The organism is Nocardioides sp. HDW12B (assembly GCF_011299595.1).
Lineage (GTDB): Bacteria > Actinomycetota > Actinomycetes > Propionibacteriales > Nocardioidaceae > Marmoricola_A.
This window is the reverse complement of record NZ_CP049867.1, coordinates 2,856,227-2,882,842: the sequence shown is the minus strand read 5'-3', so window position 1 is coordinate 2,882,842 and position 26,616 is coordinate 2,856,227. Positions and strand designations below refer to the sequence as shown.

The window sequence follows — 26,616 nt, the reverse complement described above, 5'->3', positions numbered from 1 at the left end:
ACGCCTTGGTGGAGCGGGGTGACCTCGGCGGAGGTCGGGGGAGAGGTCCGGGGCGCGGCGGGGGTTCCGCGCCCCGGACCGGCCGGGTCAGACCAGGCGACGGCGGAGGAACAGCGTCCCGCCGGCCGCGGAGAGCAGCCCGAGGGCCGCCAGTCCGCGGGTGAGGTTGCGGCCGCCCTCGCCGTCCTCGCCCTTGATCTCGAAGGTGTACGCCGCCAGGCCGACGGCACCGTCGGGGGCCCCGACGATCATCCGCTCGTCCTTCGCGCGCTCGGCGCCCGCCTCGAGCGTGGCGTACATGACGCCGTACTTCGCGGCGGTGTCCTCGCCGGCCTCGACCAGCTTGGAGGTGCCCTCGTCGGAGAGGCGCTGGGCGCCGTCGACGAGCTTGGGCGCACCCTCGGCGGCGGTGCCGAGACCCTCGGTCAGCTTGCCGGAGCCCTCGGCGGCGTCCTGCAGGCCGTCGGAGAGCACCCCGGCGCCGTCGGCCAGCTTGCCGGAGCCCTCGGCGGCGTCGCCGAGGCCGTCGGAGAGCTTCTCGGCGCCGTCGGTCAGCTTGCCGGAGCCGTCAGCGGCCTCGACGAGCTTGTCGGCCAGCTCGCGGGTGCCGGCGGCGAGCTTCTCGGAGCCGACCGAGGCGGTCAGCAGGCCCTCGGCCAGCGTGGCGTTGCCGGCCGCGATGCGGCTGGCGCCGCTCTTGGCCTCGCCCGCGCCCTGGGCGAGCTCGCCCGCACCGTCGGCGACCTGGGTGGCCCCGGCGCCGAGCGCGTTCAGGCCGGTGCTGAGGGTCTGCGAGCCGGTGTAGGCGTCGCTGGCGCCGGCGGACAGGGCCGAGATGCCGGAGACGGCCTTGGTGACTCCGATCTCCAGGGCAGCCAGGCCGTCGGAGACCTGGACCACGCCACCCTTGATCTGCAGGGCGCCGTTCTTGGCGCTGGTCGCACCGTTCCTGGCGTCGGTCAGGCCGGTCTCGATCTGACGGGCACCCGGCAGCAGCTGGCTGTTCAGGCCGGTGAGCGCCTCGCCGAGGCCGGTGGAGACCGCACCGAGCGCACCGTCGGCGGCACCGAGCAGACCCTGGGCGTTGCCCAGCTTGGTGAGCGCGGCGTCGAGGTTGTCGACGCACGCGGGGACGTCCGCGCACTCCTGCACGCCGCGAGCGGCGTTGATGTCGCCCACGGCGCCACCGATGGCGCCGCTGGCGCCGTTGACCGCACCCTTGGCCTGGTCGACACCGCCCTTCGCGGCGGGGAGCTTGGTCGCGGACTGCTCGAGACCGGCGACCAGGTTGCCCTGACCGGTCACGAGCGCGGAGAGGCCACCCTCGAGCCGGGCGAGACCGCCGATGAGGCTGGTCGGGCTCTCCACCGAGCCGAGCCCGGCGTTCACGAGGTCGACACCCGCCTGCAGCTTGTCGATGCCGACCGCGGCGGCGGGGAGACCGTCGACCGCGGCGAGCTGGCCGAGACCGGCGCTGATCTGCGACAGACCGGTGGTCAGCTTGGCGCCACCGGCCGCGGCCGAGGTCGCACCGTCGGCGACCTGGCCGGCGCCGCCGGCGAGCTTGCCGGCGCCGGCGTCGAGGCGGCCGAGACCGTCGGCGAGCTCGGCAGAGCCGTCAGCCAGCTTGTTGGCACCGGGGACGGCGGTGCCGGTCAGGCCACCGGCGAGCTCGGCGGTGCCGTCGGCGATCTTCTCCGAGCCGGGGACCGCGCGGTCCTGGAGACCGGCACGGAGCAGGTCGGCACCCGCGAACAGCTCCTGGCTGCCCGGGTAGGCCTTGTCCTGCAGCCCGGCGCGGAGGGTGTCAGCACCGGCGGCGAGCTTCTCGGCACCGGGGGCGGCCTTGCCCTGCAGGCCGTCCTGCAGCTCGGCGGAGCCGTCGCGCAGCTTGATGAGGCCGGCGAGCAGGTTGCCGGCGCCGTCACGGAGCAGCAGCAGGTTCGAGTCGATCTGCGTGGCGCCGTCGGTGAGTTCGGCACCCGTCGCGGCGCCGGCGGCGTACGAGTCGCCCGCGCTCTTGAAGGTGGGGCTCTCCATGGGGTTCACCGGCAGCGCGGTGACGCTGGCACGCGGCAGGACGGCGTCGCGGATCTCGGCGGTGTAGCCGAAGACAGCGGTGTCGGAGCCGACCGGCGGCACGAGCGTCATCGTGAAGCTCATCTTGATGTTGCCACGACCGTCGCCGGCCATGTTGGCCTGGCCCGAGGTGACCTTGCGGAAGGACGGCGGCAGGACCGTGGTGAGGCTGCCGACCATGGGCAGGGAGACCGGGACGTCCTCGGTCGTCGTGCCGCCCTTGCCGTCGTCGAACGAGACGGTCTGGACGCGCTCGGTGACGTTCTCCACGGTGTACTCGACCTCGAGGTCGCCGGTGGAGCCGACGAGGTCGGCCGGCTCGACGCGCTTGCCGTCGAGGGTGTAGGTCACCGAGATGTCGAGGGGGAGGTCCTCCTCGTAGTCGGTGACGGTGCGGACGTCCTCGGTGCCGTCGACGTCGAGCTCGAGGTACTGCTCGCCGTCCTCGGTGTCGAAGCCGCTGAAGCCCTCGAGGTTGCGCAGGCCCTCGACGACGGCCGGGTTCTCCAGGCTGGTCGAGCCCTCGCCGGTCAGGTGGAGCTGCTCGTAGAGGCGGCTCTCCTCCACCTCGCCGGTGGCGTCGGTGTAGGCCTGGACGGTCTCGGTGTTGACGACGGTGAGGTCGTCACCGGTCGCGGCGGCCGCGGGGCCGCCGACGGCCATGAGGCCGAGCGCGCCGGCGCCGGCAACGGCGGCGGCACGGAAGAAGACGGGGCGGGGGCTCATCGGGCGTTCTCCATACGGGCGTCGGTGCCGGCCGCTTCGCGGTTCAGCAGGGTCTCCAGGTCGGTGGTGGGCTCGGTGTGCTCGTCACCGGGGCGCGCCGGCGGGCGCGGGTCGGTGGTCGGGGTGCGGGTGCCGCGCTCGGTACGCGGGGCGGCCCAGCTGGTGGCGAGGAATCCGACGGCCAGCGCCATGAGCAGGGCGGTGACGGTGGTGAGGGCGGTGTCGGGCAGCTCGGCCGGCGCGACGGCGTACACCCGCTCGTAGGCGCCGGCGAAGGCCGCCGCACCCAGGAGCGGGGCCCACAGCGCGATGCGCTGACGGCTGACGACCGCGACGACGGTGCAGAGCAGGATGACCACCACGACGGCGACGGCACGGCCGCCGGCGGTGTCGGGCAGCTCGGCGGCGCGGAGCGCGAAGCCGACCAGCGAGGCCAGCACGCCGAGGAGCGCACCGCCCATGCGGGCCAGGGGGGTGGTGTCGGGGACGAGGGCCAGCACGGCGCCCGTCGCAGCGCCCAGCAGGGCCACCGACTCGATCTGGAGGTCGAACAACGAGCTCACGACGACCGCCACGGCGGCGGTCAGGGCAAGGCTCAGTCCGACCAGCAACGATGTGCGCATGCTGGCGCGCTCCCTTCGAGGATGAGTGCGACCGACACCCTCCGTGTCGATCCGCCCGGGTGACGACCGTCACCGGCGGGCTTGTTACAGAGCGTAACTTACAGATCGTAGTTTGCGAAATCCGTCCGTGGGTATGCCGCGTCACACGCAAAATCAGCGGTAGAACTCGTTCTACTCACCGGTATCCGCCGTCTCGGCGACCAGCCGTCCCGGGCGACGAACGGTCGGGACGGCCGGGTAACGTTCCCGACGTGCCCGATGGACCCGACCGCGACGACGAGGACGGGCCGCCCGGGGAGACCGGGCCGGGCCTCACGCGGGCGGAGTCCTTCCGCGACGGGGTGCGCCGCGGTCTGCCCTTCGCCGCCGTGGGGTTCGTGCTGTCGCTGAGCTTCGGCGTGCTCGCGCGCCAGGCCGGCTTCTCCGCGCTGCAGGCGGTGGCGACCTCGGCGCTGGTCTTCGCCGGGTCCGCCCAGTTCGCCGCGCTGTCGATCGTGGTCGCCGGGGGCGGGGTCGGGGCCGCGGTGTCGGCCGCGGGGCTGATGAACGCGCGCTTCCTCGCGATGGGGATCGCGCTGGCGCCGTCGCTGCCCGGCTCGGCCCCGGCGCGCGCGGCACAGGGCCAGGCGGTCGTCGACAGCTCGTGGGCCATGGCGAACCGGCGCGACGGCTCGTTCGACCGGTGGCTGCTGTTCGGGGCGACCGCCCCGCAGTACCTCACCTGGGTGCTCGGCACGACGACCGGGGCCTTCGCCGGTGACCAGCTGGGGGACGTCGAGCGCTTCGGTCTCGACGCGGTCTACCCCACGTTCTTCCTCGGGCTCGTGATCGCGGAGCTGCGCGACGCGCGGTCGCGGGTGGTGGCGCTGCTGGGCGCGGTCATCGCGCTGGCGCTGGTGCCCCTCACGCCACCGGGCGTGCCGATCCTCGCCGCGGCGGCCGCCGCGCTGCTCGGGCTGACCCGCTACGGGGAGGCCCGATGAGCCCGCCGGTGCAGGGCGCCGCCCTCTGGTGGCTGATCCTCGGTCTCGTGGTCGTGACGGCCGTCATCAAGGCCGCCGGCCCGGTCGCGCTCGGAGGTCGGGACCTGCCGGCCTGGTTCGGCCGGGTCATCGCGCTGATGGCGGCCGCCCTGCTGGCGGCACTTGTGGTGACCTCGACCTTCGCCGACGGCCAGCGCTGGTCGGTGGGCGCCCACACCGTGGGCGTCGCCCTCGCCGGAGTCCTCCTCTGGCGAGGGCGTTCCCTCGTCCTCGCGGTGGCCGTCGCGGTCACCGTGACGGCGCTGCTGCGCGCCCTCACCTGACCCCGCCGTTCCGACCGTTCCGACCCCCGCGAGACGCCCTTTCTGCAGGCGCGAGACGTCGGTTGTGCACGCGCGAGACGTCACTCGTGCACGCGCGAGACGTCGGTCGTGCACGCGCGAAGCGTCACTCGTGCACGCGCGAAACGTCACTCGTGCACGCGCGAAACGTCACTCGTGCACGCGCGCGGCGTCGGTCGCGCACGGGCGAGGCGCCGGTTGCACTCGCCGGGGTGCTGAGATCAGCTTGTACGGCTCTCGAGGGTGAAGCAGCGGACGTTGAGCACCCCGTTGGTGCCGGTCGCGCCGCTGATGCGCCAGAAGGCCTGGACCGTGTGGGTGCCGGCGCCGAGCGGGAGCACCGCCATCGTGGTCCGGGTCTCCCAGAAGTCCGTGTGGTTGGCGAAGTTCGCGGGACCGTAGACGCCCTCGCGGACCGGGCCGCCGTCGACGGAGTACCCCACCCGGATCTCGGCGTTCGGGGCGACGCCGGCGTCGGAGGACAGCTGCGCGATCACCTGGCGCGGCGCGGTGCCGTTCTTCACGGTCGCGGTCAGGCCCATCGAGGTCCAGCCGTTCTGCGCCAGGGTCGAGACGACGTTGGTGGCACAGCTGCGCTGGACGGTCGGGACGGCCTCGGCACTGCCCGAGAGGGTGGTGGTGATACCGGCGGTCACCAGGGCGGTGAGGCCGAGGGCGGCAGCGGTGCGGCGGCGGGGGGTGAGCGTGGTCATGGTGTCCTCCTGGGGGCGGCGGTGTCCCGCCGGTTCGGTCGAGCCGCGGACCGGCTCGGTCGGGGAGGAGCGCGCTCGACGGTTGCGCGTACGTCGTACGCCCGCCGGAGCCTGATACGGGACCTTGGACCGCGGTACGTCGGGCAGAAGTGACGTCTCGCGCGAGCACGAGTGACGTTTCGCGCGTGCACACGTGACGTTTCGCGTGTGCGTGAGACGTTTCGCGGGGGTCAGAGGCGGTGGAAGGCGGTGGCGAGGACGACGGCCTCGCCGGCCTCGTCGGTGGCGTCGAGGTCGACGAGCGCGTCGATGACCCAGTCGCGGTGGCCCGCGGGGTCGTCGAGGGTCTGGCGCACCCGCCACGTGCGGCGCGGGAAGGCGTCGGGGGCGTCGGGGTCGGTGGGCGGGTGGGTGTCGACGACGAAGAGCTCGGGGCCGCGGGCGTCGGGTCCGGTGCCGACACGGTCGTGCTCGTCGAAGTACGTCTCGAGGGCGGCGTCCCAGGCGTCGGAGTCCATCAGCGGCTCGAGCGGCGGGTCGGCGCGTCCGGCGGCGGTGCGCTCCAGCGCGGCCAGCGCCGGTACGTCGTCGCGCGCGACCAGCTCGACCCGGCGGAAGACGGCGTTGCGCACCATGACGCGCAGCGGCCGCTCCTGCTGCGACAGCGCGCGGGGCGGCGGGGGTGCGGCGCCGGGGCCGACCCCGTGCAGCTCGTGGTGCTCGGGGTCGGTCAGCGCCTCCCACTCGTCGAGCAGCGAGGAGTCGGTCTGGCGGACGGTCTCGCCCAGCCACTCGATGATCTCCTCGAGCTCGGGCGAGCGGTGGGCGTCAGGCACCGTCTGGCGCAGCGTCCGGTAGGCGTCGGTGAGGTAGCGAAGCACCAGCCCCTCGGACCGGGCGAGCTGGTAGCGCGAGACGAGGTCGGTGAAGCTCATCGCCCGCTCCCACATCTCCCGGACCACGGACTTGGGCTCCAGCCCGTCCTCGGGCAGCCAGGGGTGGCTCTGCCGATAGATCTCGTACGTCGCCCCGAGGAGCTCCTCGAGCGGCTTCGGCCACGTCACCTCGTCGAGCAGGGCCATGCGCTCGTCGTACTCCAGCCCGTCGGCCTTCATCTGCCCGATGGCCTCGCCACGTGCGACGTGCTGCTGGGCGAAGATTATTTGTCGTGGTGACTCCAAGACCGCCTCGATCACGGAGATGACGTCGAGCGGGTAGGTCTCCGCCTCCGGGTCGAGCACGTCCAATGCGGCGAGGGCGAAGTGCGCCAGCGGCTGGTTGAGGGCGAAGTCGGGAGGCAGGTCCACCGTCAGCACGTAGCGGCGCCCGAGCTCGTCGACCTCGTCGAGCCGCGTGAGGATGCCCGAGCGCACGAGTGAGCGCGCCAGCCGCAGCGCACGCCGCACGAGCCGCAGCTGGTTGCGCGGGTCCTCGTGGTTGTCGCGCAGCAGCCGCCGCATCACCTCGACGCCGTCGGACTCCCGGGCGGCGACGTGGATGAGCATCGCGTTGTCGACGCGCATCCGCGACACGAGCGGCTCCGGGACCCCGGCCACGAGCTTGTCGTAGGTCTGCTCGGTCCACACCACCTGGCCCTCGGGGGGCTTCTTGCGCTGGATGCGCTTGAGCTTCTTCGGGTCGTCGCCGGCCTTGCGGACGAGGCGCTCGTTCTCGATCACGTGCTCCGGCGCCTGCACCACCACGTAGCCGACGGTGTCGTAGCCGGCCCGCCCGGCACGGCCCGCGATCTGGAGGAACTCGCGGGTCCGCAGGATCCGCTGCCGGTTGCCGTCGAACTTCGCCAGCGCGGTGAAGAGCACCGTCCGGATCGGCACGTTGATCCCGACGCCGAGGGTGTCGGTGCCGCAGATGACCTTGAGCAGCCCTTGCTGGGCCAGCTGCTCGACGAGCCGCCGGTAGCGCGGCAGCATGCCGGCGTGGTGGACGCCGATGCCGTTGCGCACCAGGGTCGAGAGCGTCCGCCCGAAGCCGGCGCCGAAGCGGAAGTCGCCGATCACCTCGGCGATCCGCTCCTTCTCCGCCGCGTCCACCAGCACGGTGCCCCGCGGGCTGCGCAGACCGGCCTTGAGGTTCGTCGAGTGCTCCACGGCGTTGGCCTGCGTGAAGTGCACGACGTACGCCGGCACCTGGCGCGTGGCGACGAGCTCCTCGACGGTCTCGTCGAGCGGGGTGACGGCCCAGGTGAAGCTCAGCGGCACCGGGCGCTCGGCGTCGTCGACCACCGAGGTCGGCCGTCCGGTCCGCGCGGTCAGGTCCTCGACGAACCGGTCGACGGGCCCGAGGGTCGCCGACATGAGCAGGAACTGCGCCTGCGGCAGCTCCAGTAGCGGGACCTGCCAGGCCCAGCCGCGGTCGGGCTCGGAGTAGTAGTGGAACTCGTCCATGACGACGAGGCCGACGTCGGCGTCCGGGCCCTCGCGCAGCGCCAGGTGGGCGAGGATCTCGGCGGTGCAGCAGATGACCGGGGCGTCGGGGTTCACCGAGGCGTCACCGGTGAGCATGCCGACGTTCTCGGCGCCGAAGACGTCGCACAGGGCGAAGAACTTCTCGCTCACCAGCGCCTTGATGGGCGCGGTGTAGAACGTCACGCGGTCGGTGGCGATCGCGGCGAAGTGCGCCGCGGTGGCGACCAGCGACTTCCCCGAGCCGGTCGGCGTGGCCAGGATGACGTTGGCGCCGCTCAGCAGCTCGATGAGCGCCTCGTCCTGGTGCTCGTAGAGCTCGAGACCCTGCTCGGTGACCCAGGTGGTGAAGAGGTCGTAGAGCCGGTCGGCGTCGACCGCACCGTCACCGCCGGCACCGCCCGACGGGAGCTTCAGGCGGGTCGGCATGGGGTCATCCTGTCAGCCGTGCCGTGCGGGGGGCTCACCCCCGCAGCCGCGGCACCCGGGCTCCGACCACGGCCGCCCGTGCGGCGTTCGCGCCGCAGGCCCCGTGTACGCCGCCTCCGGGGTGGGCCGAGGAGGACCCGAGGTAGAGACCCTTGATCCCCGTCGTCGGGCGACCCGTGCCCGGCACCGGACGGAACACCAGCTGCTGGTGCAGCTGGGAGGTGCCGCCGTTGACCGCACCGCCGATCAGGCTGCCGTTGCGCTGCTCGAGCTCGTGCGGCCCGAGCACGCGTCGGGCGCGGATCCGCGAGGCGAGGTCGGGGGCGTGCTTCTCGAGCTGGGCCTGCATGCGGTCGGCGAAGCGCTCGCAGTCGTCGCGGTCCCAGGTCCCGCGCACCGCCGGGCCGCCACCGCTCCCCGCGTCGTACGACGTCTCGTGGGGCACGTGGGTGTAGGCCCACATCGACTCCGTGCCCTGCGGCGAGCGGCTCGCGTCGGCGGTCGTCATCTGGCCCGCCAGCAGGAACGGCTCGCGCGGGACGACCCCGGCCACCACCTGGCTCAACGACTCCTGCATCGCCGAGACCGAGTCCGCCACGTGCAGGCAGCCCGGCGCCACCGGCGGCGGCGAGGTCCACGGCACCGGCCCGTCCAGCGCCCAGTCCACCTTCACGGTGCCGGGGTCGAGCTCGAAGCGCGTCATCCCGCGCGCCACCGACGCAGGGAGGTCCTCGGGTGCGACCAGCCGCTCGTAGAGCACCGGGGCGGACACGTCGGCCACCACGGCGCGGCGTACGGCGAACCGCTCGCCCCCGACCGTGCGCACGGCGCTGACGCGACCCCGGTCGACCTCGATGCGCGCGACGGCTGAGTCGAGCCGGATCTCGCCGCCGAGGGAGGTGAGCCGGCGCGCCATCGCCTGGGTCAGCTCACCGGCCCCGCCGCGGGGGACGGGGAAGCCGACCGTCTGGGCCAGCATCGTCAGGATCATCCCGAAGATGCCGGAGCCCGGAGACTCGAGCGGGATGTCGGAGTGCCCGCCGTTGCCGGCGAGCAGCAGGCGCGGTGCCTCGCCGCCGAAGCGGGCGCGGCCCAGGCCGACCGCGGGGGTCAGCAGCTCCTTGACGAAGGCGAGGCCCCCGACGTGGCGCATCGACGCCAACGCCCTCACGCCGCCGCGGACCGGCGGCCAGGTCGCCATCAGCGCCTCGACGATCGGGTCGCCGACCCGGTCCCAGTCGGCGCACAGCTTCAGCCACGCCTCACCGTCACCGGGGTGCAGCGCATCGAGCCCGGACGCGGTGTCGTGGCGGTCGGGGTGGATCACGGCCCACGCGCCGCCCGGGAGGGGGTGGCCGAGGGGAGCGGGGGCGTGCGACCACTCCAGGCCGTGCCGCTCAAGCTCGAGGCTGCGGATCACCGGAGAGGCCAGCGCCAGCGGGTAGAACGCGCTGAAGGTGTCGTGCACGAACGCCGGGTCGACCCCGTGGTCGCTGCGCACGGCGCCGCCGAGCTCGGGCTGGGCCTCGAGGACGAGCACGCTCCAGCCGGCGTCGGCGAGCTTGTTGGCGGCCACCAGGCCGTTCGGGCCGGAGCCGACGACGACGGCATCGTACGTCGGGGAGGGTCCGCCGATCACGCGTGCGTGCGTCGCTCGGCGACGAAGGCGAGGCGACGCAGGGTCTCGGTGTTGCGCCACTTCAGCCCGGCGTGGCGCAGCGGCGCGGGCACCAGACGGCCCGGTCCGGCGATCGCGTCCTCCTCGATGGTGACCTCGGTGCCGCCACCGACGGGCCGGAGCCGGATGGTCACGCCCGCCTCGCCGGTCGGCCAGGCCGCCGCCCGCAGCCGTATCAGGGACCCCGGCACGGACTCCAGGACCTCGGTCTCGTCGCTGACCAGCGCCGGCCAGCTGCCGACCGAGTGGTGGAGCTTGGCGCCGGCCGCCGGCCAGGCGTCGTCGACCTCGCGCATCCGCGAGGCGCCCACCACCCACAGGGGGTAGAGCCAGCCGTCGGCGAGCACCTGCCAGACCTGGTCGGGGGTCGCGTCGATCGCGCGGGTGTTGGTGCTCATGGGGTCAACGTAGCCCTCGCGGGGGAGCCCCGCCCCACCCGCAGCGGCGGGAGGAGGCGGGGCGGAACACGGCGGGCGGGTGTGGTGTTGTGGCGGGCATGACACTTCAGGGTGAGTACGTCCCGAGCAGCTCGCAGTGGGTCCGCGATCAGGTCGCGGAGTACGAGGCCTCCGGCGGGCGGGAGGCGAACACGCTGCCGCGCACCGGCGACCCGATCGTGGTCATCACGTCGGTGGGCGCCACCTCGGGCAAGCTGCGCAAGAACCCCGTGATGCGCGTGGAGAAGAACGGGACGTACGTCGCCATCGCGTCCAAGGGCGGTGCGCCCGAGGACCCGGTGTGGGCCGACAACTTCCGCGCCCACCCGCTCGTGGACCTCCAGGACGGCCCCGAGCCGCGCAGCTACACCGTGCGCGAGCTCGAGGGCGAGGAGCGGACCACGTGGTGGGAGCACGCGGTGGCGACCTGGTCGACGTACGCGTCGTACCAGGAGAAGACCGACCGCCTCATCCCGGTGTTCCTGCTGGAGCCGGTGGCCTGACCCGGCTCTCGTCCGGCGCGGTCGCTCAGCGGTAGAGCGCGATGAGGACGGCGACGTCGTCCTGCCAGCCGCTGCGCGCCTGGATCTCGGCCAGCCACGCGGCCCAGGCGGCGTGACGTGTCGCGGCCTCGGCGTGGACCCGCTCGACCTGCCGGGCGGTCTCGTCGATGCCGACGTCGAGGCTGGCGTGGCGGCTCTCGACCAGGCCGTCGGTGTAGAGGACGAGCGCGGAGCCCGGCTCGAGCTGGGTCCAGACCTCGGCGCGGGTGCCGACCGGGACCCCGATCGGCGGTGAGCCGCCGTCCTCGAGCGTCTCCACGCCCGCCTCCGGGCGCGCGATGAGCACCGGCGGGTGGCCGGCCCGGGCCACGCCGAGGAGCCCGGTCTCGAGGTCCAGCACGGCGTAGGTGAGCGTGATGATCTCGTCGTCCTCGAGGTCGAGGACGCCGGTGTCGAGGGCGCGCAGCACCGCGGTCGGGCTGGGGTCGAAGCCGATGGCGGTGCGCATGGCGACCCGCACCTGGCCCATCACGGCGGCGGCGCGCAGGCCCTTGCCCATGACGTCGCCGATGACGAGCGCGACGCGGCGGTGGTCGATCTCGACGCAGTCGTACCAGTCGCCCCCGACCTGCGTGTGCTCGGTCAGCGGGCGGTACGCCGACAGCAGGTGCAGACCGTCGAGGGCGGGCAGCCGGGCCGGCAGCAGCGACTCCTGAAGCGTGGTGGCGGCGGTGGCCATCGACTCGTAGGCGGCAGCCCGCTGGAGGGCCTGGCCGGCCTGGTCGGCCAACCCCGCGAGGAACTGGGCGTCCTCGTGGCTCCAGCGGTGGTCGTGGTGGGACCAGAGGGCGAGGTGGGCGACCTCCCGGGCGCCGAGCGCGATGGGCACCAGCGCGACGGCGCGGACCTCGTCGGGGACCTCCGCGCCCGGCAGCAGGCGGGCCAGGTCCTCGCGCCCGGAGGCCAGGACCACGCCGTTGCCGCGCCGGTGCGCGGCCATCATCGAGGCGAAGGCGGGACTGGGGGGTGGGGTGTCGGCGCCGGGCACGTGCAGGCGCCCGGCGGTCATGGAGGTGCCGTCCCGGGCGAGGTCGACGACGGCGTCGGTGACGTCCCGCAGCGAGACCGCCAGCGAGAGCCGCTCGGAGACGCCGAGGAGGCGGCGGGTCAGGCCGAAGGCCACCCCGAGCTGGCCCTCGCGCCGTGACAGCTCCCGCTCGGTGTAGCGCTCGGCGTTGCTCAGCGACAGCAGCAGCCAGACCAGGCAGCCGACGAGCAGTACGGCGTACGTCGCGGCGCGCATCGACAGGCTGGCCCACCACACGGGGGTGAACCTGGCCCCGCCGAGGACGTTGAACAGCAGGTCCGCGAAGTTGAGCATGAGCGAGACGCCGATCCAGGCGTGCGGGGCGGAGGGGGTGCGACCCACCGAGCGGGTCCAGACCACGGCGGCGGCGAGCACGACCAGCGCGCAGACGCCCTCGAGGACGAGCAGGGTCGTGGTGAAGGAGCCGTCGACGTCGATGAGGGACGGCAGCGGCACCACGTCGGCGGCGACGAGGACGCCCACCGCGACCCCGACCACGACGACGACGCGCCCGGCGCCGGTCGAGGCCCGGCGCACGCCTGCGAAGGTGCAGGCGGCGGGGACGAGGTGGAACAGCAGGTAGAGGGTGGCGCTGCTGTCGCGGCCGGTGCCCAGCGGCCCGCCGTCCGCGGCGACCAGCGGGAACGAGATCAGCTGCAGCGCCATGGCGGGCACGGCGACCGCGAGACCGACGGCGTACCACCGCAGCAGCGGGTCGTCGAACGCGCGACCGCAGAACCACAGGATGACGAGCGCCAGGGCGCCCGAGAGGGGCGCGACGGTGACCAGCGAGACCGCGAAGCCCTCCGGCGGCTGGGCCTGGGTGAAGATCGCCACCAGGTAGGCCAGCGCCGCGACGAGGGTCACGCCGAGCGCGGAGTACAGGTCGACGCGCAGCACCCGCCGCTCGCCCCGGGGCTCCACGGCCCACGAGTCGAGGTCGCCCTTGATCGCCGTCACGGGGGCATCGTGGCACTCGTCCGTCACGTCCACCACCCGAACCACCGCCGACCGCGTGACCGGTCCGGGTCGGCCGCACGTGCGGGGGTCGGGGTTGTCCCGCCGGGGCAGAGTGCCAGGGTGCAGCTCGTGCAGGGTGAGGTGGGCGCCGTCGCGGTGCTGACGCAGGACGTCGTCCCGGTGGTGCTGCTGGCCGCCACCCTCGTCGCGGCCGTGCTCCGCCCGCACCGGCTGCCGGAGGCGGTGGTGGCCGTGGGAGCGGCGGCCGTCGTGCTGGGTGTCGGCGCGGTGGACGTGGCCGACGCCGAGGCGGAGCTCGAGCGGCTGGCGCCGGTGGTGGCCTTCCTGGCGGCGCTGCTGGTGCTGGCCCGGCTGTGCGCCGACGAGGGCGTCTTCGAGGCGGCCGGGCGCCGGCTGGTCCGAGGTGCGGGTGTCGGGCCGGGTGGCGGGCCGGGTGGCGGGCCGCCGGACGGTGCCGCGCAGCGGCAGCGCCGCTTCCTCACGGCGACGTTCGTGGTGGGGACGCTGACCACGCTGGCGCTGAGCCTCGACGCGACCGCCGTGCTGCTCACCCCGACGGTCCTCGTGGCCGCACGGCGCGCCGGGCTGCGGCCGCGGGCCTCGGTCCACCTGGTCGGCCACCTGACGAACTCCGCGTCGCTGCTGCTGCCGGTGGCGAACCTCACCAACCTGCTGGCGCTGGCGACGCTCACCGGGATGGGGGTGGGGTTCCTCGACTACGTCGCGCTGATGGCGCTGCCGGCGCTGGTGGTGCTCGCTGTCGAGCTCGTCGGCACGCGTCGGTTCTTCCGGGCCGAGGAGCCGAGCGCGTCGCCCGCCCCCGGCCCCGCCGCGGCCTCCGGACCCGACCACGCGGACGGTGAGCCGACCCCCTGGCCGGCGATCGTCCTGCTGGGGCTGACGCTCGGCGCGATCGCAGTCACCGGGTCGCTGGGGCTCGAGCCGGTCTGGGCCGCGACCGCGGGGGCGCTGGTGCTCGCGGTGCACGCGCTGGCGCGTGGGCGCACGCGCCCGGCGACCCTCGCCCGGGCGCTCGACGTGCCGTTCCTGGTCTTCGTCGCCGGTCTGACGGTGGTGGTCCGGGCGGTGGTCGAGTCGCGGGTGGGTGAGGTGGTGCACGCGCTGACCCCGTCCGGGGAGGGCCTGCTCGCGCTGCTCGGCTTCACCTTTCTCGGCGCGGTGCTGGCCAACCTGGCCAACAACCTGCCGGCCCTGCTGGTGCTGCTGGTGCCGGCGGCCGCGGCCGGGCCGCTGGCGGTGCTCGCGGTCCTCATCGGGGTGAACGTCGGTCCGAACCTGACCTACGTCGGCTCGTTGGCGACGCTGCTGTGGCGGCGCTCGCTGCGGTGGAACGGCGAGGAGGTGGCGTGGGGCACCTTCCTGCGCCACGGCCTGCTCACCGTCCCGGCGCAGCTGCTGCTCGGGACGCTCGCCCTCTGGGCCGCGGGGCTCGTGCTCCGTCCCTGAGCGCGCTCACCGCGCGGTGAGCACCTCGCGGGCGGCCCGCTCGCCGGCGCGGACGGCGCCGTCCATGTAGCCCGTCCAGTACGTCGAGGTCTCGGTGCCGGCGACGTGGATGCGCCCCACCGGCGTGCGGACCTGGTCGAACCCGCCGGTCATCACGCCGGGTGCGAGGACCGGGACGGGGGCGCCGCCCGTCCAGCGCGCCGGGTCGTCGGGCCCGGGTCGGGGCTCGGCCCAGTCGTACTCGACGTACTCGACCGGGGTGAGCGCGCGCTCGCCGTACAGCCGGGCGAGGCCGCGGAGCACGGCGTCGCGGCGCGGGTGCGGAGCGAGGTCGGCCACCTCGCGCCAGGCGGCCCCGCCGATGAACGCGAGCAGGACGCCGGGGGCGCCCGGGGTCCGGGCGGTGTTGTCGAAGGTGACCCGGACGGGGCCGTCCGGCGCCATCGCGAAGCCGTTGCGCCGCTCGTCGCGCCAGAACGGACGGTCGTAGACGGCGTCGACCTTCATCAGCCGGCCCATCGGCATGCGTCGCCACAGGTCGGTGCGCGACGCGGGGAGCGCGTCGCCCCAGTCGACGCGGCCCAGCGGATCGGGCGGGGCGGCCAGCACGAGCCGACGTGCGCGGACCGTGCCGTCGGTGGTCGTGAGGTCGACGCCGTCGGCGTCCTGCCGGACGGTGGTGACGGCCGAGGTGAGGCGGACGGTCCCGTCGGGCAGTGTCGCGGCCAGGCGCAGGGGCAGCTGCTGGGCGCCGCCGTCGAAGCGCCGTTCCTGGGCGGCGCGGGTGGTGCCGCCGTTGCGCTCCACCGTGCCGCGCTTGTCGGCGTTGCCGGAGCAGGCGACGTACCAGAGCACGTAGAGCAGCGACAGCTCGTCGGGGTCGGCGCCGAAGGCCGGCTGGGACCAGCCGGTGAGGTAGTCGACCGCGCGCCGCGTCGCCAGGGTCGAGCGGCGCAGCCAGGACCCGAAGGTCTCCGCGTCCCACGCCGCGGCCTGCGGGTGCGCCCACGGGGCCTCGACGTCGATGCTCGCCGCCATGCGGTTCATGCGCAGCAGCAGCTGCACGCTGTCGGGCCACAGCACGGGGTCGGCCGGCACGACGGTCGTCGGCATGCGCCGTACGCCGAGGCGGTGGGTGGCGTAGGTGCTCAGCCCGCGGGGCCCGCGGAACGTCGCCACGCCGAGCTCGTCGGCGAGCGCCTGCAGCCGGTCCTGCGTGGGGCCGATGAAGGCGGCACCGGACTCGACCACGCCGCCGGAGTCGAGGGGGTGGTCGAGGATGCGCCCGCCCACCCGGTCACGGGCCTCGAGCACGACCACCTGTCGGCCGGCGCGGGTGAGGTCGCGGGCGGCCACGAGGCCGGACAGCCCCGCCCCCAGCACGGCGACGTCGTACGGCTCCACCCGCGCAACCTACCGAAACGCCCCGTCCGGCGTCGTCAGGCGTCGTCAGGCGTCGTCAGGCGTCGTCGACGGCCTTCTCGAGCTCGTCCTTGGTCATCGAGGACCGGCCCTCGACGTTCTTCTTCTGCGCCTCCGCGTAGAGCTGGTCCTTGGTCCGTCCGCCCTCGCCCCGGTGCGAGCGCAGACCGCCGCGCCGGCTCGCGGAGATGTCCTCGGTGGAGGTCTTCGATGCCTGCTCGCTCTCACCGGCCTGGGCGCGCTCCTTGTTGACGGTGCGCGCCGCGATCTCCTTCGCGACCTCCTCCGGCTTGCCCTTGTCCTCGAGCCCGTCCTTGATGTGCTCGTACTGACGCTCGCGCTTCTTGCTCCACCCCTGCTGCGGCACGTCTCCACCTCTCGTCCGGTCCCGGGATCCTGGGGGAGGCCCCGGGGTCCCGAGATCCCCGGGGTCTCGGGAGAACTGGTACCCATCTGCCGCCGTCGTCACGCGGGCGGGGTGGCGTCGGGTGGCTAGCGTGGCGCCATGAGCGAGAAGAGCCGTGAGCTGGACCTGGTCGACCTCGAGCCCGGCGACGCCCGCCTCGTCACCGAGGCGCTGCCGGTGCTCCTCGAGCTGCGTCCCCACCTGACACCGGAGTCGTTCACGGCCGTCTACGAGGAGGGGCACCCGCAGGGGCTGCGCTTCCTCGCGGCGTACGACGGCGAGCGGTGCGTGGGCGTCGCCGGCTGGCGCATGATCGCGTGCACCAGCCTCGTCCGCCGCCTGTACGTCGACGACCTGGTCACCTCCGCAGCCGCCCGCTCGGGCGGAGTGGGGCGCGCTCTGCTGGCCGAGCTGGAGCGCCGCGCCGCCGAGGCGGGCAGCGGCTGGCTGACCCTCGACTCGGGCGTCACCCGCTTCGAGGCCCACCGGTTCTACTTCCGCGAGCGGATGTCCGCGACCGCGCACCACTTCACCAAGCCGGTCGCCTTGTGAGCGTCCGGCCGCCGTGGGATGATTAACCGACTGATCGGTCGGTTAATGAGGTGGCCATGACGAGCACGCTGGACGACGTACGCCGCGACGGGCCCGACGCCGGGTCCGAGGCGGCGCTGGAGGCCGGGTTCGAGGCGACCCTGGCGCGCCACGAGCGCATCGAGCCGCGCGACTGGATGCCCGAGGCCTATCGTGCGGGACTGGTGCGCCAGATCGCCCAGCACGCGCACTCCGAGATCATCGGGATGCAGCCGGAGGGCAGCTGGATCAGCCGGGCGCCGAGCCTGCGCCGCAAGGCGATCCTGCTGGCCAAGGTGCAGGACGAGGCCGGGCACGGGCTCTACCTCTACTCGGCGTGCGAGACCCTCGGCGTCAGCCGCGACGAGCTGCTCGCCAAGCTCGCCTCCGGCGCGCAGAAGTACTCCTCGATCTTCAACTACCCGACGCTGTCGTACGCCGACGTCGGCACGATCGGCTGGCTCGTCGACGGGGCCGCCATCTGCAACCAGGTGCCGCTGTGCCGCACCTCCTACGGCCCCTACGGCCGCGCCATGATCCGCGTCTGCAAGGAGGAGTCCTTCCACCAGCGCCAGGGCTTCGAGCTGCTCATGACGATGATGGGCGGCACCGACGACCAGCGCGCGATGGTGCAGGAGTCGGTCGACCGGTTCTGGTGGCCGTCGCTGATGATGTTCGGCCCGCCCGACGCCGACAGCGCCCACACCGAGCGGTCGCTGGCCTGGGGGATCAAGCGGCACACGAACGACGAGCTGCGTCAGAAGTTCGTCGACATGACCGTTCCGCAGGCCGAGCGCCTCGGCGTCACGCTGCCGGACCCCGACCTGCGGTGGAACGAGGAGCGCGGCGCCCACGACTTCGGCCAGCCCGACTGGGACGACTTCTGGACCGTGGTGAAGGGGGGCGGGCCGTGCAACGCCCAGCGCCTCGAGCACTTCCGCGACGCCCGCGACGAGGGCGCGTGGGTGCGCGAGGCGGCGACGGCGTACGCCGAGCGGGGGGCCGGCGCATGAGCGAGCAGCCACGAGGGGAGTGGCCCCTCTACGAGGTCTTCGTGCGGGGCAAGCGCGGCCTCAACCACGTGCACGTCGGGTCGCTGCACGCCGCCGACGACCGCACCGCGCTGCTCAACGCCCGCGACGTCTACACGCGCCGCAACGAGGGCGTGAGCATCTGGGTGGTCCGCTCGAGCGACATCACCGCCTCCAGCCCCGACGAGAAGGACCCGATGTTCGCCCCCAGCGGCGACAAGGCCTACCGGCACCCGACCTTCTACGACCTGCCCGACGACGTCCCGCACCTGTGAGGCCGTGATGAGTCCCGATCCCACCACCAGCAGCACCGCCCCGGACGAGGTCTCGCCCTACGACGGGCTGCTCGACCACGACCTGCCGCTCGAGGGCCAGGGCGACGCGCACTGGGCCTTCGGCACGGACTTCGAGGACCCGCTGGCCGGGGTGGACACGACGGTGCCCTCCGACGTCGACCCGGGCGACCTGGCGGCGTACTGCCTCATGCTCGGTGACGACGCGCTGGTGCTGTCGCAACGGCTGGCGGAGTGGTGCAGCCGCGGACCGGACCTCGAGGACGACATCGCGCTGGCCAACGTCGCCCTGGACCTGCTGGGCCAGGCGCGGCTGCTGCTGGCGCGGGCCGCGGCGGCCGACCCCACGGTGGTGCCGGCCCTGCCCGAGGGGTCCCCGGTGCCGGCCGAGGACGCGTTGGCGTTCTTTCGCGACGACCGCGGCTTCCGCAACGTGCGGCTGGCGGAGGTCGCCAACGGCGACTTCGCCCGCACCGTGGTGCGGCTGCTGCTGGCCTCCACCGTCCGGCTCGCCCTGCTGACCCGGCTGCGCGGGAGCCGTGACCCGGTGCTGGCGGCGATCGCGGCCAAGGGGGTCAAGGAGCTGACCTACCACCGGGACTGGTCGGCCCGCTGGGTCGTGACGCTGGCCCGGGGCACCGACGAGTCCCGCGCGCGCACGCGCGCCGGCCTGGCGGCGGTCTGGCCCTTCCTCGACGAGACCCTGCGCTCGCACCCCGTCGAGCAGCGGGTGGCGGCGGCGGGAGTCGGGGTCGACCCCGCCGAGGTCCGCGCGGAGGTCGAGGGCGTGCTCGAGGAGGTCCTCCGGGCGGCCGGTCTCGAGCGGCCGCACGGGCCGTGCGTCGGCGCGGTCAGCGGCGGCCGCGCGGGACGCGACGGGCTCCACACCGAGGCCCTCGGCCGGATGCTGGCCGAGATGCAGGTCGTGGCGCGCGCCCACCCCACGGGGGTGTGGTGATGACGTCGACCGGCACCGCGCTCGACCTCGTCCGCGCCCGGGAGGCGGCGGCCTCCGTCACCGACCCCGAGCTGCCGATGCTGACCCTGGCCGACCTGGGCGTGCTGCGCTCGGTCACCGAGGAGGACGGTCGCGTCGTCGTCGGGCTGACGCCGACGTACTCCGGCTGTCCGGCGATGGCGACCATGCGTGACGACCTGGTCGCGAGCCTCGCGGCCGCCGGGTACGACGCGGTGGTGCGCGTCGAGCTCAGCCCGCCGTGGAGCAGCGACGACATCACGCCCCAGGGGCGCGACGTGCTGCGGCGCCACGGGATCTCCCCGCCGGGAGCGGCCGGGCCGGCCGCCGCCGGTCCGGTGGCGCTGACGCTGGTGCCCCGGCGCCGCGACGTGACCTGCCCGCGGTGCGGTGCCAGCGGCGTCCGTCTGGTCAGCGAGTTCGGATCGACCGCCTGCAAGGCGATCTACGCCTGTGGCGCCTGCGGGGAGCCCTTCGACCACGTCAAGGAGATCTGAGTGTCCGCCACCGCCGTCGAGGCAGCGACCGGCGGCCGACGCGGGCGTCCGGACTTCCACGCGCTCCCCGTCGCCGGGGTCGACGCGCTGACCGACGACGCCGTCGCCGTCACCTTCGACGTCCCCGACGACCTCGCCGAGGTCTTCGCCTTCGCCGCGGGCCAGTCGCTGACCGTGCGGCGGGTGGTGGACGGCGAGGAGCACCGTCGCAGCTACTCGATCTGCGCCGCCGAGGGCGAGCCGCCGAGGATCGCGGTCCGCGAGATCCCGGGCGGGCTGTTCTCGCGCTGGCTGACCCGGGAGCTCCGCGTCGGTGAGGTCGTCGAGGTGCAGCCGCCGTCGGGCGGGTTCCGTGCCCCGGTCGGCGCGGGGGAGCGCCACCTGTGCATCGCGGCCGGGTCGGGCATCACCCCGATGCTCTCGGTCGCGGCCACCGCGCTGCGCGACCCGGCCTCGAGCGTGACCCTGCTCTACGGCAACCGGACCACGAGCTCGGTGATGTTCGCCGAGGAGCTCGCCGACCTCAAGGACCGCCACCCGGCCCGCTTCGACCTGGTCCACGTCCTCTCGCGCGAGCCTCGCGAGGTCGAGCTCTTCAGCGGGCGCCTCGACGTCGGGCGCCTGCGCGACCTGCTCACCCGGCTGGTCCCGCTCGCCGACGTCGACCACGTCTGGCTGTGCGGACCCCACGCGCTGACCAGCGGTGCCCAGGAGGTGCTGACCGCGCTCGGCGTCCCCCCGGAGCGGGTGCACGTCGAGCTCTTCTACGTCGACGAGGCGCCACCGGAGCTGCGGCGTGCCGACCGGGCGGCTCCGGTCGGGGAGACCAGCGAGGTCGAGGTCGTCCTCGACGGTCGCCGCACCACCGACCCGCTGCCGCGCGACCGCACGCTGCTCGACGCGGCCCAGCGCGTGCGCAGCGACCTGCCGTTCGCCTGCAAGGGCGGGGTCTGCGGCACCTGCCGGGCCCGGGTCGTCGAGGGCGAGGTGGAGATGGTCCGCAACTACGCCCTCGAGCCGGTCGAGGTCGAGCAGGGCTTCGTGCTCACCTGCCAGAGCTTCCCCGTCAGCGACCGGGTGGTCGTCGACTACGACGCCTGAGTGAGCCCGCGGGCCTCAGGCCGCGCGGGGTGTACGACGAGCGGGGCCGGTGGGCGTGAGGGCGCTCGTGCGCCGGGCGCCGATGACCTCGGTGTAGTGGACCTCGACCAGCTCGGCCACCAGCCGGCCCCAGGTTCGCCCTGCCACGGCCGCGCGGCCCCCGAGGGCCAACCCCTGACGGGCGAGCGGCTCGGCGGCCAGCGTGGCCACCGCCCGGCGCAGCGACCCGGGGTCGGCGACGTCGAACAGCAGGCCCGACCGCCCGGTCTCGACCAGGTCGACGGGTCCGCCGCGGTTGGGTGCGACCACGGCGACGCCGCTGGCCTGCGCCTCCTGCACGGTCTGGCAGAAGGTCTCGTTGACCCCGAGGTGCACGAAGACGTCGAGGGACGCGAACGCCGCCGCGAGCTCGGTGCCCTGGAGGAAGCCGGTGAAGACGGCGTCGGGCAGCAGCCGCTCGAGGCGTGCGCGCTCCGGGCCGTCGCCGATCACGACGAGCCGGGTCCCGGGCAGGTCGGCGAGCTCGAGGAGCCGGCGTACCTGCTTCTCCGCCGCCAGCCGGCCCACGTAGCCGACCACCACGTCACGGCCGCCGCCGCTCCAGGCCGCGTGCAGCCCGGGGTCGCGCCGGCCGGGGCCGAAGAGGTCGAAGGAGACGCCGCGCCGCCACAGGTGGAGGTCCGGCACGCCCCAGCCCGCCAGCTGTGCGCGCGCCGCGTCGGACGGCACCAGGGTGCGGTCGGCGCGGCGGTGCACGCGCGCCACCCACCGGTCGAGCAGGGCGTCGGCCGGGACGCCGTAGTGACGGGCGAACCCGCCGACGTCGGTCTGGTAGACGGCCACCGTCGGCAGGTCGAGGCGTCGCGCCGCGCGCAGCCCGACCGCGCCCAGCGCGACCGGGGAGGCGAGGTGGACGACGTCGGGGCCGAAGTCGGCGAGCACCCGCCGCACCTCCACGTCGGGCAGCCCGAGGGGGAAGGACGAGTAGCGCGGCAGCCGGACCGACCGGGCGCGGTGCACCCGCACGCCGTCGTGGTCGGTGTCCCCGGGGCCGGGGGCGACCACGAGCGGCTCGTGGCCGGAGCGGACGAGGTGGCGGACCACGTGACGCACCGTGTTGGTGACGCCGTTGACCTGCGGCAGGAACGACTCGGTGACGATCGCGACTCTCATGCCACGACCGTCACCGAACCGGGTGAACGGGCGGTGATGCCCGCGGACGTGCCGGTTGAAGGTCCGGTGTCGGTCGGGCCCGGCCCGTCTCAGTCCGCGCTGACCTGGAAGCGGAACGTGTCCCGCTCGGTGTGCAGGCGCCAGAGGTGCTCGGCCAGCACGGCCGGGTCCTTCTCGTCGTCGCCCTCCACGATCGCCCCGCCGATGATCAGCTGGGAGACGTGGATGCCCTCCTCGGCGAGGACCTCGTGCAGCAGCTCGGCGTACGCCGCCTGGCCGGCGAAGGCGACCGAGGTGCCGGTGACGTTGCGGCCGGGCTTGACCGCGGAGCCGCCGTTGACGAAGAGGATGGTGCCCTTGTCCTCGCCCAGGAAGCGCATGCCGGGCACGACCTGGTGCACGGCGGCGACGGGGCCGTAGATCGAGAACTCGACCGGCCCGACGAGGTCGGCCGGGGTGGTCTCCAGCACCGGGCGCATGAAGTCCTTCTGCGGCAGCGGGCTGTACTGCAGGACCTCGATGGGGCCGAGGGCCTCGGTCGCCTGCTCGAGGGCCCGGGCGAGGGAGGCGGGGTCGCGCACGTCGGCGGCGAAGCCCTGGGCCCGCACGCCGTCCTCCTCGAGCTCGGAGGCGAGTGCGTCGAGACGGCCCTGGTGGCGGGAGATGAGCGCGACGGCGAAGCCTTCACGTCCGAAGCGTCGGGCGACGGCCGCGCCGAGGCCGCGGCCGGCTCCGATGATGGCGAGGGTGGTCATCGTGTCCTTTCGGGGACGGTTGGTTGACGCTTCACGCTTACCCAGGTCGTCACCGGCCACGCCCACCCCGAGGGGTGAGCGCGCAGGACGGGCTGGAACGGCCTGGTTGGATGGCCGGGTGCCCGAGGGAGACAGCGTGTACCTCGTCGCCCGCCGGCTGGAGCGCAGCCTCGACGGGCACACCCTGACGCGCTCGGACCTGCGCGTGCCGCAGCACGCGACCGCCGACCTCGTGGGTCACCGGGTGCTGGCCCACGACACGCACGGCAAGCACCTGCTCACCCGGCTCTCCGGCGACCTCACCCTCCACACGCACCTGCGCATGGACGGCTCGTGGACCGTCACCGGCCCCGGCAAGCAGCTGCCCCGGCGCCTCATGCCGGACGTCCGCGTCGTGCTCGGGGTCGACTCCGGCTCCACCGCGTACGGCGTGCTGCTGCCGGTCGTCGACCTGGTCCGCACCTCCGAGGAGGCCACCGTCATCGGCCACCTGGGCCCCGACCCGCTCCGCGCCGACTGGGACGAGGCCGAGGCGGTGCGCCGGCTCGAGGCCGACCCGGGCGTGCCGCTGGCGGCTGCCATCCTCGACCAGCGGCTGGTGGCCGGCTGGGGCAACCTGTGGGCCAACGAGCTGTGCTTCCTGCGCGGGCACAGCCCGTGGACGCCGATCGGGGACGTCGACGTGCCGGCGCTGGTGCGCCTCGGCGTCAAGGCGCTGCGTCGCTCGGCCAAGGTGCCCGGGGCCTACCAGGTGACGACGGGCAACACGCGTCGCGGCGAGCAGCACTACGTGGCCGGTCGGGCGCGCCGGCCCTGCCTGCGCTGCGGCACCGAGGTGCGCGTCGTCGACGCGGTGGTCAACGACCCCTCGCGCCGCCGCACCTGGTGGTGCCCCACCTGCCAGCCGGGCCCAGGCCCCGACGCCGTGCAGGCGCGCGCGTCGTGACGCCGATCCTCGAGGAGCTCGTCGAGCGGGTGCTGGGGCGGGTCTCGGCGGGCTCGACCACCGCGGGCTCGGCTTCCGCGGGCTCGGCCTCCGCGGGCCCGCGGGTGCTGCTCGGCCTGACCGGGGCGCCGGGGGCCGGCAAGTCCACCCTGGCCGGCGACCTGGCCCGGGCGCTGACGGAGCGGACGGGGGAGGGCGCCGTGGCGGTCGTGCCGATGGACGGCTTCCACCTCGCCGACGTCATCCTCGACGCCCTCGGCCTGCGCGACCGCAAGGGTGCGCCCGAGACCTTCGACGCCGACGGCTACGCCGCGCTGCTGGCACGGCTGCGGTCTGGCGGAACCCGTCCGGTCTACGCGCCGGGGTTCGAGCGTGACCTCGAGCAGCCGCTCGCCGCCGCCGTGACGGTCCCCGCCTCGGCGCGGGTGGTCGTCACCGAGGGCAACTACCTGCTCCTCGACGACCCCCGCTGGCACGCGGTCGCCGCCGCGCTCGACGAGACGTGGTTCGTCGAGACCGACGACGCCGTACGCCGCGAGCGGCTCGTCGCGCGCCACGTCAGGTTCGGCAAGTCGGCCGACGCCGCCCGGGACTGGGTCGACCGGGTCGACCAGCCCAACGCCGACCTGGTCGCGACCACGCGGGGCCGCGCCGACCTCGTCGTACGCCTGGACGGGTGACGTCGGGGACCGTCGAGGTCACCACATAACGTCGATGCTCCCCGCTGTCAGGAGTCGACCCAGAACGCGAGGTCCTCGCCGCCGTCGACGGCCTCCTGTGTCGTCGTGGGGGCGACCCGTGGGTCCTGCCCGAGCGCGATCATCTCGTCGACACTGACACGCAGGTCGAGCTCGCGCGGGTCGCCGGTGACCGGCTCGCCCGACTGGAACAGCACGGCCGCGCCCTCCGCGCGGGGAACGATGACGATGACGGTCCCGGGGTCCTCCTCGGGGACCTGTTCCTCCCACTGCAGGACCACGCCGTCGTCGGTGGTGACGCAGCCGGAGAGGTAGTCGTTGGCCTCGCAGTCGACCAGGTCGCGGGGCAGCCGGTCCGAGACGCCGAGGGCCAGCAGGTCGCCGTCGTACTCCCCGTCGCTGCCGTAGCGCATCTCGATCCCCACCGCGTCCCGCCCGAGCTCGTCGAAGTCGTCGGTGGCCGAGGCCCGGTCGGGCGCCGGCAGGGTCTGCGCCGCGACCCAGGCCAGCGCGCGGGGCGTGGTGGGGACGTCGCCGGCCTCCGGGGTCGAGGCGTCCTCGCCCCGGTCGCCGCAGGCGGTGAGCGTGGCGAGGAGCAGAGCCGCGGCGAGGAGTCGACGTGTCATGGCTCCACTGTGCCGGACGCCGGGGTCATCCGGCGTCCTCGGTCTCGGTGGGGCCTGGGGCGTAGCCGCCGCGCCAGAAGTCCAGCGACGCACCGGCGTCGACCGCCTCCTGCGACGTGGTGAGGTCGACCCGGGGGTCCTGGGCGAGCTCGACCATGGCCTCGACCGAGACCGGCAGGTCGACCTCGCGGGGGTCACCGGTGATCGGGGTGGAGGACTGGTAGACCGCGACCGTGGTGTCTCCCTTGGTGGCGAAGAGGTAGACGACGCCGGGGTCCTCCTCGGGCTCCTCCTCCTGCCACGCCAGCGTCACGCCGTCGGCGACCTCCTGGCAGTCGTCGAAGAAGTTCTCCCCGGAGGAGCAGTCGAGGTAGCCCGTGGGGGCGTCGGGGCTGACCCCGAGGACGAGCGAGTGGCCCCGCCGGGCCGAGCCGAAGCGCACCGACGTCGCGACCGTGCCCTCACCGAGGTCTCGCAGCTGGTCGGTGCCCTCGGCCGAGCCCGGGGCGCCGAGCTGCTCGGAGACCACCCACGCCAGCGCCTGCGGCGTGACGGGTACGTCGCCCGCGGCTCCGGTCGGGTCGGGGGAGGACTGCTCCCCGCAGCCGGCCAGAGCACCGACGACGAGGAGGGCGGCGGCGAGGGGGGCGGCGGGGCTGGCTGCGAGGCGGGCGGCGGCGGGTCGACGGTGCACGACGCCACTGTGCCCGACATCCGTGGCGATCCGTGTCACCGCCTGGCACGGATCGATCCCGAGCCGGCGCCGGTGGCGCACCCGCTCAGTCCGGGGCGGCCTCGTTGCGGATGCCGAACACGTCCGTGACCTCCTCGGAGGGTGCGACGACCTGGAAGGTCCACGGGTCGAGCGGCGAGGCTCCGGTCTCCGCGATCGCCGCGAGCGTCGGGTCGGTGAGCTGCAGGAGCAGCTCGCGTCCGGTGCTCCGCACGACGCGGACGTCGACGCCGCGCCAGCGCGCGGTCAGCACCACCTCGAAGACGGCGTCGCACTCGCTGAGCGGGACCTCGCGCACGAAGACCCGCGGCCGGCTCTCCCGGAACCCCGGGGGCGCCTCGGCGACGCCGGCGCGGACGAGCTCGAAGGACCTCTGGTCCTCGCTGTAGGAGCCGGGAAGCTCCTGGCCCTGCCACTGCGCACGCGGTCCGAGCAGGCCGAGGGGCGGCGTGTAGCCCTTCGCGCGCTGCCAGCCCCACCCGGCGCCGCCGTACGACGACAGCTCGGTCTCGCGCCCGTCGCGCCCGATGCGCACGACGCGTGACCCCGTCGGGACCCGGGTGGCCGTCAGGGTCCACACCGGGACGGCGTTGAGCAGGAACCCGTGCACGAAGACCGGCCAGGGCCGCTCGCCCGGCGTCGAGGGCGACGTCGGGGTGAGCAGCTGCACGGTCGGCCAGGTCGGGAAGCGGAGGACGTCGACGAAGGCCGGGTCGTCGCCGAACGGCCCGGAGGTGCCGGCCAGGCCGTGCGCCGCGACCCGCTCCTGGGCCCCGAGGCCGGAGAGGTCGGCGGCGCGGTGGACCGGCCCGCCGATCTCGTCGTGCCCGCGCTCGACGATGCGGGCCGTCGTCGCCGGCACCAGCAGCTTCTCCATGACCGTCATGCGTCATCCTCTCGCGCAGGAACGTGTGCGCCT

26 protein-coding genes are annotated in these 26,616 nt (G+C 74.3%); 12 read left to right on the top strand and 14 right to left on the bottom strand.

Annotated elements, in window-relative coordinates:
- Positions 1-87: 87 nt before the first annotated feature.
- Positions 88-2,805 carry a hypothetical protein gene (locus G7072_RS13495; protein WP_166087184.1) on the bottom strand — a complete coding sequence of 906 codons (2,718 nt, stop codon included), beginning with the start codon at positions 2,803-2,805 and terminating at the stop codon, positions 88-90.
- The gene (locus G7072_RS13490) at positions 2,802-3,428 is read right to left on the bottom strand and encodes a hypothetical protein (protein WP_166087182.1); all 627 of its coding nucleotides are present in this window, start codon (positions 3,426-3,428) and stop codon (positions 2,802-2,804) included. The genes G7072_RS13495 and G7072_RS13490 overlap by 4 nt, the downstream gene beginning before the upstream one ends.
- A gap of 251 nt (positions 3,429-3,679) precedes the next feature.
- Between G7072_RS13490 and G7072_RS13485 the strand changes: the two genes are divergently transcribed.
- Together G7072_RS13485 and G7072_RS13480 are read left to right on the top strand one after the other, a co-directional pair.
- Positions 3,680-4,411, top strand: coding sequence for an AzlC family ABC transporter permease (locus tag G7072_RS13485; protein ID WP_240916950.1), 732 nt, complete (start codon positions 3,680-3,682; stop codon positions 4,409-4,411).
- Positions 4,408-4,734 (top strand): AzlD domain-containing protein, encoded by a 327-nt coding sequence (locus G7072_RS13480; protein ID WP_166087178.1) that lies wholly within the window; start codon positions 4,408-4,410, stop codon positions 4,732-4,734. Before G7072_RS13485 ends, G7072_RS13480 begins: the two co-directional genes overlap by 4 nt.
- A gap of 239 nt (positions 4,735-4,973) precedes the next feature.
- Here G7072_RS13480 and G7072_RS13475 read toward each other — a convergent pair whose 3' ends face one another.
- The 4 genes from G7072_RS13475 to G7072_RS13460 all read right to left on the bottom strand — a co-directional run bounded on the left by G7072_RS13475 (position 4,974) and on the right by G7072_RS13460 (position 10,393).
- Positions 4,974-5,465: a hypothetical protein gene (locus G7072_RS13475; RefSeq protein ID WP_166087176.1), complete on the bottom strand. Its 492-nt coding sequence runs from the start codon at positions 5,463-5,465 to the stop codon at positions 4,974-4,976.
- A 230-nt stretch (positions 5,466-5,695) separates the two neighbouring features.
- The gene (locus G7072_RS13470; protein WP_166087174.1) at positions 5,696-8,317 is read right to left on the bottom strand and encodes a DEAD/DEAH box helicase; all 2,622 of its coding nucleotides are present in this window, start codon (positions 8,315-8,317) and stop codon (positions 5,696-5,698) included.
- Positions 8,318-8,351: 34 nt separating this feature from the next.
- Complete coding sequence (locus G7072_RS13465; RefSeq protein WP_240916949.1) at positions 8,352-9,956, bottom strand: NAD(P)/FAD-dependent oxidoreductase; 1,605 nt, start codon at positions 9,954-9,956, stop codon at positions 8,352-8,354.
- Positions 9,953-10,393, bottom strand: coding sequence for an SRPBCC family protein (locus tag G7072_RS13460; RefSeq protein ID WP_166087172.1), 441 nt, complete (start codon positions 10,391-10,393; stop codon positions 9,953-9,955). The genes G7072_RS13465 and G7072_RS13460 overlap by 4 nt, the downstream gene beginning before the upstream one ends.
- A gap of 98 nt (positions 10,394-10,491) precedes the next feature.
- On the opposite strand from G7072_RS13460, the gene G7072_RS13455 reads away from it, so the two are divergent.
- Positions 10,492-10,935 (top strand): nitroreductase family deazaflavin-dependent oxidoreductase, encoded by a 444-nt coding sequence (locus G7072_RS13455; RefSeq protein WP_166087170.1) that lies wholly within the window; start codon positions 10,492-10,494, stop codon positions 10,933-10,935.
- Positions 10,936-10,960: 25 nt separating this feature from the next.
- Here the strand turns inward: G7072_RS13455 and G7072_RS13450 are convergent, their stop codons facing one another.
- Entirely contained in the window at positions 10,961-12,982 is a 2,022-nt protein-coding gene (locus G7072_RS13450; protein WP_166087168.1) for a GAF domain-containing SpoIIE family protein phosphatase, read from the bottom strand.
- 120 nt (positions 12,983-13,102) lie between these two features.
- Here G7072_RS13450 and G7072_RS13445 point away from each other — a divergent pair, with 120 nt between their 5' ends.
- Entirely contained in the window at positions 13,103-14,470 is a 1,368-nt protein-coding gene (locus tag G7072_RS13445) for an SLC13 family permease (protein WP_206063112.1), read from the top strand.
- A gap of 6 nt (positions 14,471-14,476) precedes the next feature.
- Here G7072_RS13445 and G7072_RS13440 read toward each other — a convergent pair whose 3' ends face one another.
- Positions 14,477-15,874 carry an FAD-dependent oxidoreductase gene (locus G7072_RS13440; protein ID WP_166087166.1) on the bottom strand — a complete coding sequence of 466 codons (1,398 nt, stop codon included), beginning with the start codon at positions 15,872-15,874 and terminating at the stop codon, positions 14,477-14,479.
- 55 nt (positions 15,875-15,929) lie between these two features.
- Positions 15,930-16,259 (bottom strand): plasmid stabilization protein, encoded by a 330-nt coding sequence (locus G7072_RS13435; RefSeq protein WP_166087164.1) that lies wholly within the window; start codon positions 16,257-16,259, stop codon positions 15,930-15,932.
- 138 nt (positions 16,260-16,397) lie between these two features.
- On the opposite strand from G7072_RS13435, the gene G7072_RS13430 reads away from it, so the two are divergent.
- From G7072_RS13430 to paaE, 6 genes are read left to right on the top strand one after another with little or no spacing between them, the layout of a single operon-like run.
- On the top strand, positions 16,398-16,850 hold the full coding sequence (locus G7072_RS13430; protein ID WP_206063111.1) for a GNAT family N-acetyltransferase: 453 nt from the start codon (positions 16,398-16,400) through the stop codon (positions 16,848-16,850).
- 56 nt (positions 16,851-16,906) lie between these two features.
- A complete protein-coding gene (gene paaA / locus G7072_RS13425) occupies positions 16,907-17,881 on the top strand; it encodes a 1,2-phenylacetyl-CoA epoxidase subunit PaaA (protein WP_166087162.1) in 975 nt (324 codons plus the stop codon).
- Positions 17,878-18,174, top strand: coding sequence for a 1,2-phenylacetyl-CoA epoxidase subunit PaaB (paaB, locus tag G7072_RS13420; RefSeq protein WP_166087160.1), 297 nt, complete (start codon positions 17,878-17,880; stop codon positions 18,172-18,174). The genes paaA and paaB overlap by 4 nt, the downstream gene beginning before the upstream one ends.
- 7 nt (positions 18,175-18,181) lie before the next feature.
- Positions 18,182-19,150: a 1,2-phenylacetyl-CoA epoxidase subunit PaaC gene (gene paaC, locus G7072_RS13415; RefSeq protein WP_166087158.1), complete on the top strand. Its 969-nt coding sequence runs from the start codon at positions 18,182-18,184 to the stop codon at positions 19,148-19,150.
- On the top strand, positions 19,150-19,665 hold the full coding sequence (paaD, locus tag G7072_RS13410) for a 1,2-phenylacetyl-CoA epoxidase subunit PaaD (RefSeq protein ID WP_166087156.1): 516 nt from the start codon (positions 19,150-19,152) through the stop codon (positions 19,663-19,665). Before paaC ends, paaD begins: the two co-directional genes overlap by 1 nt.
- On the top strand, positions 19,666-20,766 hold the full coding sequence (gene paaE / locus G7072_RS13405) for a 1,2-phenylacetyl-CoA epoxidase subunit PaaE (protein WP_166087154.1): 1,101 nt from the start codon (positions 19,666-19,668) through the stop codon (positions 20,764-20,766).
- 15 nt (positions 20,767-20,781) lie between these two features.
- Here paaE and G7072_RS13400 read toward each other — a convergent pair whose 3' ends face one another.
- Positions 20,782-21,939, bottom strand: a complete 1,158-nt coding sequence (locus G7072_RS13400) for a glycosyltransferase family 1 protein (protein ID WP_166087152.1) — start codon at positions 21,937-21,939, stop codon at positions 20,782-20,784.
- Positions 21,940-22,028: 89 nt separating this feature from the next.
- Positions 22,029-22,694, bottom strand: a complete 666-nt coding sequence (locus G7072_RS13395) for an SDR family NAD(P)-dependent oxidoreductase (RefSeq protein WP_166087149.1) — start codon at positions 22,692-22,694, stop codon at positions 22,029-22,031.
- A gap of 118 nt (positions 22,695-22,812) precedes the next feature.
- Between G7072_RS13395 and G7072_RS13390 the strand changes: the two genes are divergently transcribed.
- Both G7072_RS13390 and G7072_RS13385 read left to right on the top strand, forming a co-directional pair.
- Positions 22,813-23,640, top strand: coding sequence for a DNA-formamidopyrimidine glycosylase family protein (locus tag G7072_RS13390; protein WP_166087147.1), 828 nt, complete (start codon positions 22,813-22,815; stop codon positions 23,638-23,640).
- Complete coding sequence (locus tag G7072_RS13385) at positions 23,637-24,320, top strand: nucleoside/nucleotide kinase family protein (protein ID WP_240916948.1); 684 nt, start codon at positions 23,637-23,639, stop codon at positions 24,318-24,320. Before G7072_RS13390 ends, G7072_RS13385 begins: the two co-directional genes overlap by 4 nt.
- Positions 24,321-24,367: 47 nt before the next feature.
- Here the strand turns inward: G7072_RS13385 and G7072_RS13380 are convergent, their stop codons facing one another.
- The 3 genes from G7072_RS13380 to G7072_RS13370 form a co-directional block, all read right to left on the bottom strand.
- Entirely contained in the window at positions 24,368-24,964 is a 597-nt protein-coding gene (locus tag G7072_RS13380; protein ID WP_166087145.1) for a hypothetical protein, read from the bottom strand.
- Positions 24,965-24,989: 25 nt separating this feature from the next.
- Positions 24,990-25,658, bottom strand: coding sequence for a hypothetical protein (locus tag G7072_RS13375; protein ID WP_166087143.1), 669 nt, complete (start codon positions 25,656-25,658; stop codon positions 24,990-24,992).
- Between the two features lie 85 nt (positions 25,659-25,743).
- The gene (locus tag G7072_RS13370; protein ID WP_166087141.1) at positions 25,744-26,583 is read right to left on the bottom strand and encodes a hypothetical protein; all 840 of its coding nucleotides are present in this window, start codon (positions 26,581-26,583) and stop codon (positions 25,744-25,746) included.
- Between the last annotated feature and the right edge of the window lie 33 nt (positions 26,584-26,616).

What these genes read in the sequence shown, in the direction of transcription:
- G7072_RS13380 (WP_166087145.1), bottom strand. Translation starts at nt 24,964, where the DNA reads ATGACACGTCGACTCCTCGCCGCGGCTCTGCTCCTCGCCACGCTCACC.
- paaB (WP_166087160.1), top strand. Translation starts at nt 17,878, where the DNA reads ATGAGCGAGCAGCCACGAGGGGAGTGGCCCCTCTACGAGGTCTTCGTG.
- G7072_RS13480 (WP_166087178.1), top strand. Translation starts at nt 4,408, where the DNA reads ATGAGCCCGCCGGTGCAGGGCGCCGCCCTCTGGTGGCTGATCCTCGGT.
- paaC (WP_166087158.1), top strand. Translation starts at nt 18,182, where the DNA reads ATGAGTCCCGATCCCACCACCAGCAGCACCGCCCCGGACGAGGTCTCG.
- G7072_RS13455 (WP_166087170.1), top strand. Translation starts at nt 10,492, where the DNA reads ATGACACTTCAGGGTGAGTACGTCCCGAGCAGCTCGCAGTGGGTCCGC.
- G7072_RS13475 (WP_166087176.1), bottom strand. Translation starts at nt 5,465, where the DNA reads ATGACCACGCTCACCCCCCGCCGCCGCACCGCTGCCGCCCTCGGCCTC.
- G7072_RS13495 (WP_166087184.1), bottom strand. Translation starts at nt 2,805, where the DNA reads ATGAGCCCCCGCCCCGTCTTCTTCCGTGCCGCCGCCGTTGCCGGCGCC.
- G7072_RS13400 (WP_166087152.1), bottom strand. Translation starts at nt 21,939, where the DNA reads ATGAGAGTCGCGATCGTCACCGAGTCGTTCCTGCCGCAGGTCAACGGC.
- G7072_RS13490 (WP_166087182.1), bottom strand. Translation starts at nt 3,428, where the DNA reads ATGCGCACATCGTTGCTGGTCGGACTGAGCCTTGCCCTGACCGCCGCC.
- G7072_RS13470 (WP_166087174.1), bottom strand. Translation starts at nt 8,317, where the DNA reads ATGCCGACCCGCCTGAAGCTCCCGTCGGGCGGTGCCGGCGGTGACGGT.
- G7072_RS13430 (WP_206063111.1), top strand. Translation starts at nt 16,398, where the DNA reads ATGAGCGAGAAGAGCCGTGAGCTGGACCTGGTCGACCTCGAGCCCGGC.
- paaA (WP_166087162.1), top strand. Translation starts at nt 16,907, where the DNA reads ATGACGAGCACGCTGGACGACGTACGCCGCGACGGGCCCGACGCCGGG.
- G7072_RS13395 (WP_166087149.1), bottom strand. Translation starts at nt 22,694, where the DNA reads ATGACCACCCTCGCCATCATCGGAGCCGGCCGCGGCCTCGGCGCGGCC.
- G7072_RS13460 (WP_166087172.1), bottom strand. Translation starts at nt 10,393, where the DNA reads ATGAGCACCAACACCCGCGCGATCGACGCGACCCCCGACCAGGTCTGG.
- G7072_RS13370 (WP_166087141.1), bottom strand. Translation starts at nt 26,583, where the DNA reads ATGACGGTCATGGAGAAGCTGCTGGTGCCGGCGACGACGGCCCGCATC.
- paaD (WP_166087156.1), top strand. Translation starts at nt 19,150, where the DNA reads ATGACGTCGACCGGCACCGCGCTCGACCTCGTCCGCGCCCGGGAGGCG.